We start from the raw sequence: 16177 nt of genomic DNA on the forward strand, positions 1-16177 counted from the left end.
ACGCGCTCCAGGGAAGGGGTGTGGATCAGCCCCTCAGCCTAACCCTCCGGGCCGACCCCGACCGTTCCACCAGCAAGGCGCCCCCGACGGCCATGCCGATGGCGGCGGGCGCGGTGACCGGAAGGGCGATCAGGACGGCGCTGTGGCCCTGGAGGAGACCGCCGAGGCCGGTCATGGACAGGCCCAGGATCCCCAGCAGGCACAGGGTGATCCCGGCGGCGGCGACGGGCCCGCTGCCGGGGCCTTCGTCGCGGACGGCGCCGCGGGCGGCCGCGCCCGGGGCCTCGAAGCGGCGGAAGCAGGCCACGAGGAGGGCGGTCAGGGCCACGGCGAGCAGGATCCGCACCGGCACCTGCGCCCACCAGGCGCCGGTGGCCGGCTCCGGGAGGGTCATGCCGAGCAGGAGCTGGGCCGCGTACACGCCGAGCATGGCGGTGAGGTGCCACAGGAAGGCGGTCATGGCGACCCCGTTGGCGGCGACGACCCCGTGCCAGACGCGGGGCCGGGCCAGCCAGGCGCCGGCGGGGCGGGCGAGCAGCTGGACCGCGCCGACCAGCCACATGCCGTGGCAGAGCAGGGCGAGGGTGGGCGGCGCCATGTTGGACACCTTCTCGCCGGGCATCCCGACCATGGACAGCGGGTACGGCCCGAACGCCACCAGCAGGACCGCACCGGCCAGTCCGGCGGCCCCGAGGACGGCGGGCCGGGTGATCCGGCCGTCGGCGCGCAGGAAGCCGAGCTGGTGCACGGCGAGCCAGACGAGGGCGAAGTTCAGGAACTCCACGTACGGGACCCCGAGCGCGAAGCGCAGTACGTCGACCAGCGCGGCCGCCCCGGCCAGCGCGGCGAACGCGGCCCAGCCGTGGCGGGCGTGCAGCCTCAGCAGCGGCGGGGTGAGGGCGACCATGGCGAGGTAGATCCCGATGAACCACAGCGGCTGCGTGACCGTGCGCAGCGCGGCGCCGGTCAGCCGGCCGCCACCGTGCCCGGCGAGCTGCACGGCCAGTGCGAGGACGGCCCAGACCAGGACGAACACCAGGGTGGGCCGCAGCAGCCGCCGCAGGCGGGCACGCAGGAAGACGGCGTACCCGGGCCGGCCGGGGTACCTGCGCTCCAGCGACCGGTAGGACAGGGCGTGGGAGAACCCGCCGACGAAGAAGAACACCGGCATGACCTGGAGGGCCCAGGTGAGGACCTGGAGCGGGGGGACCAGGGCGAGCAGGTTCCCTATGCCGTCCCCGCTGACCGCGGCCATCAGCCAGTGGCCGGACACCACGGTGGCGAGGGAGGCGACCCGGAGCAGGTCGACGTAGCGGTCCCGGGCGGTGGGGGTGGCCGCGGCCATGGCGCGCGCACTGACTGTCATGCCCACACGGTCCCGCGCGCCGGCGGGCCGCCGACAGGGCGCGGATACTCATCCGCGCCCTGAGTAGCCGCCCGTCAGGCGGGAACCACCGTCGCCCCGGGGGCCGGGGACGCGGTGATCCGGGTGGCCCGGCAGGTGCCGGACGCTTCGAGGGCCGCGGCGACCTTCCCGGCGGCCTCCGGGTCGCGGACCAGGAAGGCGGTGGTGGGCCCGGAGCCCGACACCAGCCCGGCCAGCGCCCCCGCGTCGGCGCCCGCCGCGAGGGTGGCGGCCAGTTGCGGCCGCAGCGAGAGCGCCGCCGGCTGGAGGTCGTTGACCAGGACCGCGGCGAGCGCGTCCGGGTCGCCGGAGGCGAGCGCGGCGAGCAGCACCGGGTAGGCCTGCGGGACGGGTACGTCGACGCCCTCGGTCAGCCGGTCGAACTCGCGGAACACCGCCGGGGTGGACAGGCCCCCCTGCGCGACGGCGAACACCCAGTGGAAGGTCCCCGCCGCGACGGGCGTCAGCAGCTCGCCGCGTCCGGTGCCGAGCGCCGCGCCGCCCACCAGGCTGAAGGGGACGTCGCTGCCCAGCTCCGCGCAGAGGGCGAGGAGGTCCTCGCGCGGGGTGTCCAGGCCCCAGAGCGCGTCGCAGGCCAGCAGCGCCGCCGCGCCGTCCGCGCTGCCGCCCGCCATGCCGCCGGCGACGGGGATGTTCTTCGCGATGTGGAGGTGTACGTCCGGGGAGATCCCGGCGCGGGCGGCGAGGACCTCGGCGGCCCGCGCCGCGAGGTTCGTGCGGTCCAGGGGGACCTGGTCGGCGTCGGGGCCTGCGCAGGTCACCCGCAGCGCGTCGGCCGGGGTCGCCGTCACCTCGTCGAAGAGGGAGACGGCCAGGAAGACGCTGGCCAGGTCGTGGAAGCCGTCGGGGCGGGCCGCGCCCACCGCCAGCTGGACGTTGACCTTCGCGGGGACCCGTACGGTCACCCCAGCGCCGGCGCCCGTCGCGGCGGCGCCCGCCGTACGGGATCCCGTCACGGCGGCGCCCGTCACGTCGGTGCGCGTCGTACGGGCGCTCACAGGGCGGGCCTCTCGGCGGCGGGCTTGTGCTCGGCGATCGCCGCGAACTCCTCCACGGTGAGGGACTCGCCGCGGGCCAGCGGCGGGACCCCGGCGGCGACCAGCGCCGCCTCGGCACCCGCGGCCGACCCGGCCCAGCCCGCGAGTGCGGCGCGCAGGCCCTTGCGGCGCTGCGCGAAGGCGGCGTCGACGACAGCGAAGACCTCCGCCTTGGTGGCGGTGGTCTTCACCGGCTCGGCGCGGCGCACGAGGGAGACGAGCCCGGAGTCGACGTTCGGCGCGGGCCAGAAGACGTTGCGGCCGATGGACCCGGCCCGCTTGACGTCCGCGTACCAGTTGGCCTTGACCGAGGGGACGCCGTAGACCTTGTTCCCGGGGCGGGCGGCGAGCCGGTCGGCGACCTCCGCCTGGACCATGACGAGGGTCCGCTCGATGGTCGGGAACCGGTCGAGCATCGTCAGCAGCACCGGGACGGCCACGTTGTACGGCAGGTTCGCGACGAGCGCGGTCGGTGCCGGGCCGGGCAGCTCGGTCACGAGCATCGCGTCGGAGTGGACCAGCGCGAAATGGTCCTTCTTCCGCGGCATCCGCGCCTCGATGGTGGCGGGCAGCGCGGCGGCCAGGATGTCGTCGATCTCGACGGCGACCACCCGGTCGGCGGCCTCCAGCAGGGCGAGCGTCAGCGAACCGAGGCCGGGGCCGACCTCGACGACCACGTCGTCCGGGCGCACCTCGGCGGTGCGGACGATCCGGCGCACCGTGTTGGCGTCGATGACGAAGTTCTGCCCCTTCTGCTTCGTCGGGCGTACGCCGAGGACCTCGGCCAGCTCTCGGATGTCGGCCGGGCCGAGGAGGGCGTCGGAAGGGGTGGCGGGGGGCTGCTGCTCTGCGGTGCTCACCGGTAAAGCGTCTCAGATCGGCCGGGTGATCCCGAGCCGGACCGGGTGTCCGCTGCGCGGCGGCGGTCCCGTCGTGGAGGGGCGGGGTGGGCGTGGGGGCGGAACCCGGCCCCCGGGGCGGCTCCTCGTGCCCCGTGGACGGGGTGGCGCGGGGCCGGCCGGGGACTGGTTTGTCGACAAAGCGATACGGGCGGGGCGTCACGTCGACGACGGAAGTCAGTGGGTGAGCCTGCGCCCGCAGTGGGGCCAGGGGCTCGCCCCCCGCTGCACGTAGAGCTTCTTCGCCCGGTACGTCTGTTCGCTGCCCGGGGCGTCCTGGGGGCGGCCGCTGCCGCCGAGGGCGTGCCAGGTCTGCACGTCGAACTGGTAGAGGCCGCCGTAGGTCCCCGAGGCGTCGGTGGCGGAGGCGCGGCCCCCGGACTCGCACTGGGCCAGGGCGTCCCAGTCCAGGCCGTCGGCGCCGGCCACGGAGGCGGGCAACGGTTTCGTGCCGACCTTGATCAGCTGGCCGACCGGCTCCCGCACGACCTCCTCGGCGATCCTGCGGGGCTCCTGGCGGACCCCGTTGACGGTGCGGAGCCCGTACGTGACGCGGCGCGCGCCGGGCCGGCCCACGCGTTCGACGACCTCGGTGCCCGCGAAGAGGGTGTCGTCCTCGACGCGCTCGGTCTCGTACGGGATGCGCTCCTCCCGGACCTCGCGGGTGCCGGAGATCCGGAGCACGGTGACGGTCTGGCCGTCGCGGGGGAAGGAGTCGGGGGGCACGGAGGTGGTGTCCTCCCCGCGCAGGGTGATGCCGGCCTGGTCCAGGGCCTCCTGGACGGTGGCGGCGTTGGTGCGGATGGTGCGTTCGCGGCCGTCGGCCATGAAGGTGACGCCGCGTTCGGTACGGACGCCCAGGGTGAGGCCGGAGCGGGGGACGGGCGCGGTGCGGGGGGCGGAGAGGTAGGCGCCCTCGACGCGGACCCCGAGCTGGCGCAGGGCGCCCTCGACGGTGGCGGAGGTCGTCCACACCTGGCGGCTGAGTCCGTCGAGGGTGAGCCGGAGGGGCCGGCCGTAGCGGACGACGACCTGCTCTCCGTCGTCGAGGGCGGACGCCCTGGCGGGGGCGACGAGGTCGTGCGGACCGACGCCGAGGCCCTCGGCGTCGAGGAGGTCGTCGACGCTGCCGGCGAAGGTGTGCAGGGTGCGGGGGACTCCGTCGACGGTGAGGCGGACGGCCTTGTCGGCGGCGACGAAGGCGGTGGTGCCGCCCGCGAGGAAGGCGACGACCAGCGCCTGCGGCACGATGCGCCGCCAGTTGTCGCGGGCCGCGGCGGCGCCGGCGACGACCGTGCCGCGGCGGCGCCGGCCGGACGGGGTGACCCACGGGGCGTCCCCGCCGACGGCCGCCGCCCCGGGCGCCCGCCGCCGCCCGCCGCCGTGGCCCGGGGCCGGTTCGCCGGGGGTGTCGGCGGCGGGGGCGGCCCGCCGGCGGCCGGTGGCGGGCGCGGCGTCCCCGTCGGGGCTCCCGGCGCGGCGCCGGCCGGGGACGCCGGGGGGAGGCGCGTCCCCCTCGAACGCGGCGGGCGCGGCCCGGCGCCGGCCGGGGACACCGGGAGGCGGGGCGTCCGCGCCGGGGGTCCCGGCGCGGCGGCGGCCGGTGGCGGTCGGGGCGTCTCCGTCGGGGGTCCCGGCGGGGGTCCCGGCCCGGCGGCGGCCGGGGGGCGGGACGTCCCCCTCGAACGCGGCGGGCGCGGCCCGGCGCCGGCCGGGGGGCGGGACGTCCCCCTCGAACGCGGCGGGCGCGGCCCGGCGCCGGCCGGGGGCGGGCGGAACGTCCGTGTCGCCACCGCCGGGGACGACGGCCGGACCGGGGACGGCAGGCGCGCGGCGGCGGCCGGTGGCACGGGCGACGGGCAGGCCGTCCGCGTCGGCCTGATCCACGGGCCCGCCCCCCGAGGCGGTATCGGGGGCCTCGGGCGGGAGCGGGAGCGGAACCGGGGCGCGGCGGCGGCCGGGGCCACCGGCCGGGGCCGCGGCGGGTTCCCGGTCGGCCCCCTTGCGCCGATGCCCGGCGCGCCGCCCCTCACCCCCGCCCCGGGGAGCGGGCACCCCGGCCTCGGATCCGGGGTGGGGGGCGGAACCGGGGTCGGGGGCGGGGCCCGAGTCGTATCCGGAATCGACCCCGGGGCCGGAGCCTGGCCCGGAGCCGGAGCCGGAGCCGGAGCCGAAGCTTGAGCCGGGGCCTGGGCCGAAGCCGGGGCGGGGGCCCGGGCCTGAGCCGAAGCCGAATCCGGGGCCGAAGCCGGGGCCGGGGCCGGGGCCGGGGCCGGGGCCGGGGCCAGGACCGAACGCCGGCCCGGCGTCGTAGGCCCGGCCGTCCCCGAGCGCCCGGCCGGGCCCCGCTCCGGCCCCCGGACCCGCCCCCGGGGACCCCTCGGGCGCGCCGGCCGGGGCGGGGTCCGGCCAGGGGGTACGGCGGTGACTGCCCTGCGTATCGCTCACGTCGCTCGCTCCACTGGTCCGGCCCCGGCTGGTTCGGGCACGGCACCCTAGCGGGAGCGGTCGTCACGCACCAAAGCCGTTCGACCACACAGCGTGTCGGGCGAACAGGTGTGTCAGTAGTCGAAGGCGCGCGCCGTGTTGGCGGCCAGCGCCGTGGCCATGGCGTCCTCGTCGATGCCGCGGACCGCCGCCATCGCCCGGACCGTCAGCGGAATGAGGTACGGCGCGTTGGGCCGTCCGCGGTAGGGCGCCGGAGTGAGGTACGGGGCATCGGTCTCCACCAGCACCAGCTCCAGCGGGGCCACGGCGAGGGCCTCGCGCAGCGGCGCGGCGTTCTTGAAGGTGACGGTTCCGGCGAAGGACATGTAGTACCCGGCGGCCGCGCACTCGCGGGCCATCTCGGCGTCGCCCGAGTAGCAGTGGAAGACGGTCCGCTCGGGCGCGCCCTCCTCCCGCAGCACGCGCAGCACGTCCGCGTGGGCGTCGCGGTCGTGGATGACCAGCGCCTTGCCCTGCCGCTTGGCGATCTCGATGTGGGCCCGGAAGGAGCGCTCCTGCGCGGCCATCCCCTCCGGCCCGGTGCGGAAGTAGTCCAGTCCGGTCTCGCCGACCGCCTTGACGTGGTCCAGCGCGGCCAGCGCCTCGATCTCGGCCAGGGCCGCGTCGAGGGCCGCGTCGCCGCCGCCGGCGCGTGCGCCCTGGCGGGACCAGCCGTCCGGGTCGCCGTGGACGATCCGGGGGGCCTCGTTCGGGTGCAGGGCCACCGCCGCATGGACGCCGGGGTGGACGGCGGCGGTCTCGGCGGCCCACCGGGAGCCCTTCACGTCGCAGCCCACCTGGATGACCGTGGTCACCCCCACCGAAGCCGCCTTCGCCAGGCCCTCCTCGACCGTGCCGGCCTGCATGTCGAGGTGGGTGTGCGAATCCGCCACCGCCACCCGGAGGGGTTCGGGCAGCGGTGGCGGCGTGTCCTTCGCCCCCGTCTTGTCGTCGCGTGTCATACGGCCGATCTTATGACCGGCGCAGGCGCCCCAGCAGACGGGAGAACCAGCTCCGGCGCCGCTCCGGCGCGTCGACCGCGACCGGCCCGGGGGCGTCGTGCAGCCGTGCGGGCCTGCGCGGCTTCGGAGTCCGCGGGACGTCGGCGCCGGCCGGCACGGGCCCGGCGATCCCTGGTGCGACGCGGTGGTGGTAGAGCTGGTCGAGCATGCCGAGCACCGAGGAGACCTGCCCCGCCCGCATGATCCGTACGACGTGCCCGCCGCAGTTCAGGCAGGTGGGGTTGGACAGCGGGGAGGGGACCCGCTCGCCGTTGACCGTGTACATGATGAACGGCTGACCCGTGCCGTCGACGTGGTGTTCTATCGCGTAGGCCTGCTCCCACCCGTACCCGCACTTCATGCACGCGAAGGAGTACGCCTCGTGCACGGTCTGCACGGCAGGTGTGGATACGGCGTCCGATACGGCCAGGGGTGCGGGTACCGGGGTGTCTGCGATCTCACTCATGCCAGCTCCTCTTGTTCCACTGGTGCCATTGCCAGTGGACGCCTCTTCGGGCGGGAGCGCATCAGGCCCTGTCCAGTGTTGGACCGTCTTTGGGCCAGTCATGCCAAAAGTCGCCGGTGCGCGGTCTGAGCTTTGCTTTTCAGGCCCGCTCTTTACCGACCTACGGCATCTTTTGGGTCGCATTCTTTGCCGCGACGACCGCGTCGAAGACCTCGCGCTTGGGTAGCCCTGCTTCCGCGGCGACCGCGGCGATGGCCTCCTTGCGCCGCTCCCCCGCCTCCTCGCGCACCCGTACCCGGCGCACCAGCTCCTCGGCGTCCACGTCGCCCGGTACGGCCGCCGGGGCGCCCTCGACCACGATGGTGATCTCCCCGCGGACCCCGTCGGCCGCCCACAGCGCGAGGGCGCCGAGCCCGCCGCGCTTGACCTCCTCGTAGGTCTTGGTCAGCTCCCGGCAGACGGCGGCCCGCCGGTCCGCCCCGAAGACCTCGGCCATCGCGGCCAGGGTGTCGTCGAGCCGGTGCGGGGCCTCGAAGTAGACGAGCGTGCGCCGCTCGCCCTCGACCTCGCGCAGCCGGCCCAGGCGCTCGCCCGCCTTGCGCGGCAGGAACCCCTCGAAACAGAAGCGGTCCACCGGCAGCCCGGACAGCGCGAGCGCGGTGAGCACGGCGGACGGTCCGGGCACGGCCGTGACCTTGACGTCCTTCTCCACGGCGGCGGCGACCAGCCGGTAGCCGGGGTCGGAGACCGAGGGCATCCCGGCGTCCGTCACCAGCAGCACCCGCTTGCCGGCCTCCAGGGCCTCGACGAGCTCCGGGGTCCGGGCGGACTCGTTGCCCTCGAAGTACGACAGCACCCGCCCGGTGGTGTGCACGCCGAGCCCCTGCGTCAGCCGGCGCAGCCGCCGGGTGTCCTCGGCGGCGATCACATCGGCCCGCTCCAGCTCGGCGCCGAGCCGGGGCGGGGCGTCGGCGAGGTCCCCGATGGGAGTCCCGGCGAGGACGAGCACGCCGTCGGTCGGGGAGGTGGCTTCGGTACCGCGGGCCTGTTCAGCTGTCACCCCGCCATCTTCTCATCGGTCCGGGCACGGCTCCGGGCCCTCTCGTCCGCCCCGTGCGACACACCCGCTCCGGACCGGCTCCGCACGTCCCGACCCACGTGGGGGCTGGGGCTCCACAGGGGCGTTCCCTACGATGACCCGGTGACCAGTACCGCGACGCCGCCGCCCAGCCCCGCGGGGGCCCCGCCCGTCCCGCCGGGCGCGGGCGACTCCGCGCCCGAGCCGTCCCTGTGGCTGCGCCGCCTGCGGGGCTTCGGCTACGCGCCGGCCGCGCCGCCCGCCGATGTCCGCACCCGCCTGGTGCCCCCGTACGCCCGTCCGTCCGGGCAGCTCTGGACGGCGCTCGGGGTCCCGGAGGCGAGCCGGCACACCTGGCAGCGGTTCATGGCGTGGGCCGGGCCGCTGCTGGTGACGCTGGTGGCCGGGGTGCTGCGGTTCACCCACCTGGGCAGCCCGAAGGCGGTGATATTCGACGAGACGTACTACGCCAAGGACGCCTGGGCGACGATCCGCCAGGGCTATGAAGCCAGTTGGCCCAAGGATGTCGACAAGTCGATCCTCGCGAATCCCGACGGCGTGCCGCTCCCCCTGGACCCCGGCTACGTCGTGCACCCGCCGGTCGGCAAATGGGTGATCGGGCTCGGCGAGTGGATGTTCGGCTTCGATCCCTTCGGCTGGCGGTTCATGACGGCCGTGCTCGGCACCCTGTCGGTGCTGATGCTGTGCCGGATCGGCCGCCGTCTGTTCCGCTCCACCTTCCTCGGCTGCCTGGCCGGCGCGCTGCTCGCGGTGGACGGCCTGCACCTGGTGATGAGCCGCACGGCCCTCCTCGACCTGGTCCTCATGTTCTTCGTACTGGCGGCCTTCGGGGCGCTGGTCATCGACCGCGACAAGGCCCGCGCCCGGCTCGCGGCGGCGCTCCCGCTCGACGACGAGGGCCGGGCCCGCCCCGACCAGGACATCGCGCAGAACCTGCGGCTGGGCCTGCGCCCGTACCGGCTGCTGGCCGGCGTCTGCCTGGGCCTGGCGTTCGGCACCAAGTGGAACGGCCTGGTGGTGCTGGCCTTCTTCGGCGTCCTGACCGTGCTGTGGGACGCGGCCGCCCGCCGCACCGCCGGCGCGGGCACCCCGTACGCGGCGATGCTGCGCCGGGACGCGCTGCCGGCCTTCCTGTCGACGGTGCCGGTGGCGATCGGCGTGTACCTGGCCTCCTGGGCGGGCTGGATCCTGAGCCCGGACAACGGCAAGGGCGGCTACTTCCGCGACTGGGCCGCCAAGTACGACCAGAACAGCCCGCTGTCCTTCCTCCCGGAGTGGCTGCGCAGCCTGTGGCACTACGAGACCGAGGTCTACAAGTTCCACGTGGGCCTGACCTCGGGCCACACCTACGAGTCGAACCCGTGGAGCTGGCTGATCCTGGGCCGGCCCGTCTCCTACTTCTACGAGTCCCCCTCCCCCGGCACCGACGGCTGCCCGGCGACCGAGGCGGGCAAGTGCGCCCGCGAGGTCCTGGCCCTGGGCACCCCGCTGCTGTGGTGGGCGGGCTGCTTCGCGCTGCTGTACGTGCTGTGGCGCTGGTTCTTCCGCCGCGACTGGCGGGCGGGCGCCATCGCCTGCGCGCTGGGCGCCGGCCTGCTGCCCTGGTTCAACTACCAGGAGCGGACCATCTTCTACTTCTACGCGGTGGTCTTCGTCCCGTACCTGTGCCTGGCCGTGGCGATGATGATCGGCGCCCTGCTGGGCCCGGCGGGCTCCACCGAACGCCGCCGCGCCGTGGGTGCGATCGGGGCGGGCGTCCTGGTCCTGCTGATCATCTGGAACTTCATCTACTTCTGGCCGATCTACACCGGCGGCACCCTCCCGATGGACTCCTGGCGCGGCCGCATGTGGCTGGACACCTGGATCTAGCCGTTGGCCGTGTGACGCGTGCGACATCGCGGTCCGGTAAACAACAGCGTGGCGTCACGCTCGCACAGAGTAAGGTCCGCACCAGGAGTTCTTTGAACATGTTCAGAGAACGGGGGTTCCTGGGGAGGGGACGGATGAACGGGGCAGCGAAGGGCGCCATCGTCGGCGGGGTGTTTCTCGCCATGGTCGGCGGCACCGCGTACGGGGTCTACAGCCTGGTCGCGGACGAGGGGGCCGGGGGCGGCGACGCCAAGGGGTCGATGAGCGCCGGCGGGCCGGCCGCCGGGGAGAAGGCGAGCGGGCCCGTCACCGAGAAGGAGACCGCGGAGACCGCGCGGGCCTTCCTGGCCGCGTGGGCGGCCGGCGACGACCGGGCGGCGGCAGCCCTGACGAACAACACGCAGGCCGCGCAGTCGGCGGTGGCCGACTACAGGTCGGCGGCGTACGTCTCCAAGGCCGTCATCACCCCCGGCACCGCCGACGGCACCACCGTGCCGTTCAAGGTCGAGGCCGAGGTCTCCTACCAGGGCGCGACCAAGCCCCTCGTCTACGACTCCCGGCTGACCGTCGTGCGCGGCGCGACCACCGGCAAGCCGCTCGTCGACTGGCAGCCCTCGGTGATCCACCCGCAGCTCCAGCGCGACGAGCGGCTGCGCGCGGGCACCCCGGCGAGCCCGCCGGTCAAGGCCGTGGACCGGCACGGCAAGGAACTCACGGCGGAGCTCTACCCGTCGCTGGGCCCGGTCCTGGACGCGCTGCGCACGACGTACGGGCAGAAGACCGGCGGCACCCCCGGCGTCGAGCTGTGGGTCGAACCCGCCACACCCGACGCCCCCAAACGGACCCTGGTGACGCTGGTCGAGGGGAAGCCCGGACAGATCGAGACCGTCCTGGACGCCGACGTGCAGGCGGCGGCCGAGAAGGCCGTCGCCGCCCACGCCGAGGCCTCGGTCGTCGCGGTCCAGCCGAGCACCGGCGACATCCTGGCGGTGGCCAACCACCGCCGGGACGGCTTCAACGCGGCGATGCAGGGCAAGCGGGCCCCCGGCTCCACGATGAAGATCGTGACGGCGGCGATGCTGCTGGAGAAGGGCCTGGTGGCCGCGGACCGGCCCGCGGCCTGCCCGGCGACCGCCTCCTGGGACGGCAAGGTCTTCCGCAACCAGGACGGCTTCTCCTCGCAGGGGCAGCCCTTCTCGAACAGCTTCGCCAGATCCTGCAACACCGCCTTCATCAGCCTGATCGACGACGTGAAGGACAACGGCGCCCTGCCGAGCGTGGCCCGGGAGGCCTTCGGCATCGGGCTGGACTGGAAGACGGGCGTCCCCTCGCAGGACGGCACGGTGCCCCGGACCTCCGGTCCCGCGGCGGCGGCCGAGTACATCGGCCAGGGCGCGGTCCAGATGAACCCGCTGAACATCGCCTCCATCACGGCCACGGCCCGCACGGGCGTGTTCCACCAGCCGGTGCTCGTCAAGGCCTCCCTGGACGGTCGCACCCTGGCCACGGCCTCCCGCCGGCTGGCGCCCGGGGTCTCGGCGCAGCTGGTCCAGATGATGCGGCAGACCGCCACCGCCGGCACCGCCGCAGGGGCGATGTCCTCGGTCCACGGCTCCGACAAGGGCGCGAAGACCGGCTCGGCGGAGGTCGACGGCGCGGCCGCCCCCGACAGCTGGTTCACCGGCTTCAGCGGTGACGTGGCCGCCGCGGCGATGGTCGAGGGCGGCGGCCACGGTGCCGACGCGGCGGGCCCGATCGTCGCCCGGGTGCTCAACTCCTGACGCTCGCCCCCGCCCGGGTGCGGCCTCGCGGGGCCCCATCCGGGCCCCGCGGGGCCCTCACAGGCCGGGCGCACAGCCCAGGCGCAGGGGGGCAGCGGAGGCCGGCGTCCGGCGGAGCTCGGCGTCCGGCGGAGCTCGGCGTTCGCTCGCGGAGGTCAGAGGCAGGTGCGCAGCGCGCGGACCAGGGACTGGGCGCGGGGGTCGGCCGTGACCGACTTGGCGTGGGAGTTCGTCACGTAGCCGAAGCCGATGCCGGCCTCCGGGTCCGCGAACCCCAGGGAGCCGCCCCGTCCCGGGTGTCCGAAGGAGGCCGGGGACAGCAGCGGCGAGGCCGGGCCGTGCAGCATGTACCCCGGGCCGAAGCGGGTGCCCACGACCAGCACCCGGTCGGCGCCGGAGGCGAACTCCGTACCGGCGAGCGCGGTCGTCGCCGGGGTGAAGATCCGGGCGCCGTCCTCGACCACCCCGATGGTGGCCCCGTAGAAGCGGGCCAGTGCGCGGGCCGTGCCGATGCCGGCGGAACCGGGCAGTTCGGCGGCCTGGTACACGGGGTCGTTCTCGTCGGGCTGGGGGTCGATGGCGGCGAAGGCGCGGCGGGTGAGGGACTCCGGGTCCGCGTAGGCCTCCGAAACGTTTCTCCTCGGCCGGGTCTTCAACAGGCCCGCACTCGCCGGGGGCTCGACCGGGGCCACCCGGCCCACCCGGTGCGCCTGGTCCTCCGGCAGGCCGATCCAGAAGTCCAGTCCCAGCGGTTCGGCGATCTCCTCGGCGAGGATCCCGCCCACCGTGCGGCCGGTCGCCCGCAGCACCAGCTCGGACACCAGCCAGCTGAAGGTCTGGGCGTGGTAGCCGTGCGCGGTCCCGGGTTCCCAGTGGGCCCGCTGCGCGGCGACGGCGCGCGGCCCGGTGACCCCGTCCGCCGCCTGCTCCACGGTGAGTCCGCGGTCCAGCGCGGGCACCCCGGCCTGGTGGGCGAGCAGGTGTCGGACCAGGGTCCGCTCCTTGCCGCCCGCCTTGAACTCCGGCCAGTACGAGCCGACGGGCGCGTCCAGGTCCAGCAGTCCGCGCTGGTGCAGGAGCAGCGGCACGGCGGCGGCCACGCCCTTGGTGGCGGAGCGCACGATCTGCGCGGTGTCCTCGGTCCAGGGGGTCCGGGGCTCGGTGCCGTCGGCGTCCTTGGTGCCGCCCCACAGGTCGACGACCTTGTGGCCGTCCCGGTAGACGGCGACGGCCGCACCCCGGTCCCCCAGCACCTCGAAATTGCGCGCGAAGGCGTCTCGGACGGGCTCGTAGCCCTCGGTCACCACACCCTGGATGTTCACGTGGGGGGCAACAACCGCGGGGCGGCGCTTATGCCACGGTCACCGAACGCGGGTCGAAGCCGAAGGGCAGCTCCAGCCGGTGGGCGCCCATCAGGGCCTCGTCGCACAGCAGGTCGCGGGTGCGGCCGTCGGCGGCGATGACGCCCTCGCTGAGGATCACCGAGCGCGGGCAGAGTTCCAGCGCGTACGGCAGGTCGTGGGTGACCATCAGCACGGTCACGTCCAGCGAGCGCAGGATGTCGGCGAGCTCGCGGCGCGAGGCGGGGTCGAGGTTGGAGGAGGGCTCGTCCAGGACGAGGATCTCGGGGCGCATCGCCAGTACGGTCGCCACCGCCACCCGGCGGCGCTGCCCGAAGGAGAGGTGGTGCGGCGGACGGTCGGCGAAGTCGGCCATGCCGACCAGTTCGAGGGCCTCGCGGACCCGCTCCTCCAGTTCGGCGCCGCGCAGGCCGGCCGCCGCCGGGCCGAAGGCCACGTCCTCGCGGACGGTCGGCATGAAGAGCTGGTCGTCGGGGTCCTGGAAGACGATGCCGACCCGGCGGCGGATCTCGGCGAGGTTGCGCTTCTCCACGGGCAGCCCGGCGACGGTCACGGTGCCGACCCCGCCGCCGAGGATGCCGTTGAGGTGGAGCACGAGGGTGGTCTTGCCGGCGCCGTTGGGGCCGAGCAGGGCGACCCGCTCCCCCGCGCCGACGGTGAGGTCGACCCCGAAGAGGGCCTGGTGCCCGTCGGGGTAGGCGTAGGCGACGCCGGCCACCTCCAGGGAGGGCGCGGGCGAGGCGGGGACGGCGGCGGAAGCGGAAGCGGAGGGAGCGGTCACAGCGTCCATCCCATCAGACAGACGGCGAGGGCCGTCACCGGGAGCACGGCCGCGTAGGCCCACTGGGCGCGGCTGGCCGTGACGTCGTCGATCACCGGCATCGAGCCGGCGTAGCCGCGGCTGACCATCGCGAGGTAGACCCGCTCGCCGCGTTCGTAGGAGCGGATGAAGAGGGCGCCCGCCGTTTTGGCGAGGACGCCCCAGTGGCGGACGCCGCGGGCCTCGAAGCCGCGCGAGCGGCGGGCGATGGACATCCGGCGCAGTTCTCCGGTGATCACGTCGCCGTACCGGATCATGAAGGAGGCGATCTGGACCAGCAGCGGCGGGAGCTTCAGGCGCTGGAGGCCCAGCAGCAGGGCGCGCAGTTCGGTCGTCGAGGCGAGCAGGACGGAGGCGGCCACGCCGAGGGTGCCCTTGGCCAGGACGTTCCAGGCGCCCCACAGGCCGGAGACGCTCAGCGAGAGGCCGAGGACGTGGACCCGTTCGCCTTCGGCGACGAAGGGCATGAGGACGGCGAAGGCCACGAAGGGGACCTCGATCAGCAGCCGTCGCAGCAGGAACCCGGCGGGGACCCGGGCCGCCGCCGCGACGACCGCGAGCAGGACGGCGTAGAGGCCGAAGGCCCACATCGCCTCGCGCGGGGTGGAGACGACGACGACCACGAACGCGAAGGTCGCGGCGATCTTGCAGTGCGGCGGCAGCCCGTGGACGGGCGAGTGCCCGTGCCGGTACAGCTTGTGCGCGTGCCCGGCCCCCATGTCAGTGGGCCGCGGGGGCGGCCGTGGCGGCGGCGGAGAGGTCCTCCGCGCGGCGCCGGCGCACGGCCCAGAAGACGCCGGTGCCGACGACGACGGTCCCGCCGACGCCGATGATCCCGGCGAGGCCGCCGGAGAGGCGGGCGTCGGACACGTCCTTGACGCTGTAGTCGGCGAGCGGGGAGCCGGCGGCGGCGTGTTCGCGGGCCTTGGCGTCGATGCCCTGGTCGGCGGCCACCTTCTCCAGGCCGTCGGGGCTGGAGGAGGCGTAGTAGGAGACGAACCCGGCGAGGACGAGGGCGGTGACCAGGCCGCTGATCCACAGCGGGCGGGTGGAGCGGGCGGCGGCGGGCACCGGGGCGGCGGCCGCGGCGGGGGCGTCGACGAGCCGGCCGTCGACGCGCAGCTTCAGCGGGGCGGCCAGTCCGCGCGCGCCGTGCACCAGGTCGGGCCGTACGGCGATGACGGCGCCCACGGTCGCGGCGGTGATGGCGGCCTCGCCGATGCCGATGAGGACGTGCACGCCGGCCATCGCGGTGAACACCTTGCCGATCGGGGCGTCGGTGGTGCCGCCGAGGGCGTAGAAGAGGGTGAACATGACGGCCGCGCCGGGCACCGAGAGCAGGGCTCCGGCGAAGGCGGCGACGGTGACCGAGCGGCGGCCGGCCGGCAGCACCTTGAGCAGGCCGCGGAAGACGGCGTAGGCGACGACCACGGTGACGACGGCCATGTTGGAGATGTTGACGCCGAGGGCGGTCAGGCCGCCGTCGGCGAAGAGGATGCCCTGCATGAGCAGGACGACGGAGACGCACAGGACGCCCGTGTAGGGGCCGACGAGTATGGCGGCGAGCGCTCCTCCGAGGAGGTGGCCGCTGGTGCCGGCGGCGACCGGGAAGTTCAGCATCTGCACGGCGAAGATGAAGGCGGCGACGAGGCCGGCGAGCGGGGCGGTGCGTTCGTCGAGCTCGCGGCGGGCGCCGCGCAGGCTGACGGCGACGGCGGTGGCGGCCACTGCTCCGGCGGCCACCGAGACGGGTGCGTTGATGAATCCGTCGGGCACATGCATGGAGCGGCTCCGCTTCCTCTTCCTCACTAAGTCTTTAACCGTTCAAGAATAGTGCCCAGTTGCAAATGGTTGGCAAGAGCGGGTCCGTCACAAATGGAGCCGCGCGCTTTCGTGGGAATGTGCGACGCTGGACGGACAAACGGACTTAT

Annotated in this window: 13 protein-coding genes; 2 read left to right on the plus strand and 11 right to left on the minus strand. The window is 75.0% G+C overall.

Annotated elements, in window-relative coordinates; all coding sequences use genetic code 11:
- Positions 1-25: 25 nt before the first annotated feature.
- The 7 genes from ACZ5D2_RS18135 to rsmI form a co-directional block, all read right to left on the minus strand.
- Positions 26-1366 carry an acyltransferase family protein gene (locus ACZ5D2_RS18135; RefSeq protein WP_371678189.1) on the minus strand — a complete coding sequence of 447 codons (1341 nt, stop codon included), beginning with the start codon at positions 1364-1366 and terminating at the stop codon, positions 26-28.
- A gap of 74 nt (positions 1367-1440) precedes the next feature.
- A complete protein-coding gene (locus ACZ5D2_RS18140; RefSeq protein WP_371681248.1) occupies positions 1441-2382 on the minus strand; it encodes a 4-(cytidine 5'-diphospho)-2-C-methyl-D-erythritol kinase in 942 nt (313 codons plus the stop codon).
- 38 nt (positions 2383-2420) lie between these two features.
- Positions 2421-3323 (minus strand): 16S rRNA (adenine(1518)-N(6)/adenine(1519)-N(6))-dimethyltransferase RsmA, encoded by a 903-nt coding sequence (gene rsmA, locus ACZ5D2_RS18145; protein ID WP_371678188.1) that lies wholly within the window; start codon positions 3321-3323, stop codon positions 2421-2423.
- 216 nt (positions 3324-3539) lie between these two features.
- Positions 3540-5249, minus strand: a complete 1710-nt coding sequence (locus ACZ5D2_RS18150; RefSeq protein WP_468930342.1) for a ubiquitin-like domain-containing protein — start codon at positions 5247-5249, stop codon at positions 3540-3542.
- 674 nt (positions 5250-5923) lie between these two features.
- Complete coding sequence (locus tag ACZ5D2_RS18155) at positions 5924-6811, minus strand: TatD family hydrolase (protein ID WP_371678186.1); 888 nt, start codon at positions 6809-6811, stop codon at positions 5924-5926.
- Positions 6812-6821: 10 nt separating this feature from the next.
- The gene (locus ACZ5D2_RS18160) at positions 6822-7211 is read right to left on the minus strand and encodes a hypothetical protein (protein ID WP_468930442.1); all 390 of its coding nucleotides are present in this window, start codon (positions 7209-7211) and stop codon (positions 6822-6824) included.
- Between the two features lie 265 nt (positions 7212-7476).
- Complete coding sequence (rsmI, locus tag ACZ5D2_RS18165; protein WP_371678185.1) at positions 7477-8376, minus strand: 16S rRNA (cytidine(1402)-2'-O)-methyltransferase; 900 nt, start codon at positions 8374-8376, stop codon at positions 7477-7479.
- A gap of 141 nt (positions 8377-8517) precedes the next feature.
- Here rsmI and ACZ5D2_RS18170 point away from each other — a divergent pair, with 141 nt between their 5' ends.
- On the plus strand, positions 8518-10284 hold the full coding sequence (locus ACZ5D2_RS18170) for a dolichyl-phosphate-mannose--protein mannosyltransferase (RefSeq protein WP_371678184.1): 1767 nt from the start codon (positions 8518-8520) through the stop codon (positions 10282-10284).
- Between the two features lie 134 nt (positions 10285-10418).
- A complete protein-coding gene (locus tag ACZ5D2_RS18175) occupies positions 10419-12065 on the plus strand; it encodes a penicillin-binding transpeptidase domain-containing protein (protein ID WP_468930347.1) in 1647 nt (548 codons plus the stop codon).
- A 155-nt stretch (positions 12066-12220) separates the two neighbouring features.
- Here ACZ5D2_RS18175 and ACZ5D2_RS18180 read toward each other — a convergent pair whose 3' ends face one another.
- Genes ACZ5D2_RS18180 through ACZ5D2_RS18195 form a run of 4 tightly spaced genes read right to left on the minus strand, consistent with a single transcriptional unit; the run spans position 12221 to position 16028 of the window.
- Entirely contained in the window at positions 12221-13387 is a 1167-nt protein-coding gene (locus ACZ5D2_RS18180) for a serine hydrolase domain-containing protein (protein ID WP_371678182.1), read from the minus strand.
- A 28-nt stretch (positions 13388-13415) separates the two neighbouring features.
- Positions 13416-14216 (minus strand): energy-coupling factor ABC transporter ATP-binding protein, encoded by an 801-nt coding sequence (locus ACZ5D2_RS18185; RefSeq protein WP_371678181.1) that lies wholly within the window; start codon positions 14214-14216, stop codon positions 13416-13418.
- Entirely contained in the window at positions 14204-14965 is a 762-nt protein-coding gene (gene cbiQ, locus ACZ5D2_RS18190) for a cobalt ECF transporter T component CbiQ (RefSeq protein ID WP_468930352.1), read from the minus strand. The genes ACZ5D2_RS18185 and cbiQ overlap by 13 nt, the downstream gene beginning before the upstream one ends.
- A 1-nt stretch (position 14966) precedes the next feature.
- Positions 14967-16028, minus strand: coding sequence for an energy-coupling factor ABC transporter permease (locus ACZ5D2_RS18195; protein WP_468930355.1), 1062 nt, complete (start codon positions 16026-16028; stop codon positions 14967-14969).
- Positions 16029-16177: the final 149 nt, after the last annotated feature.

Source organism: Streptomyces sp. NPDC031479, assembly GCF_055581065.1.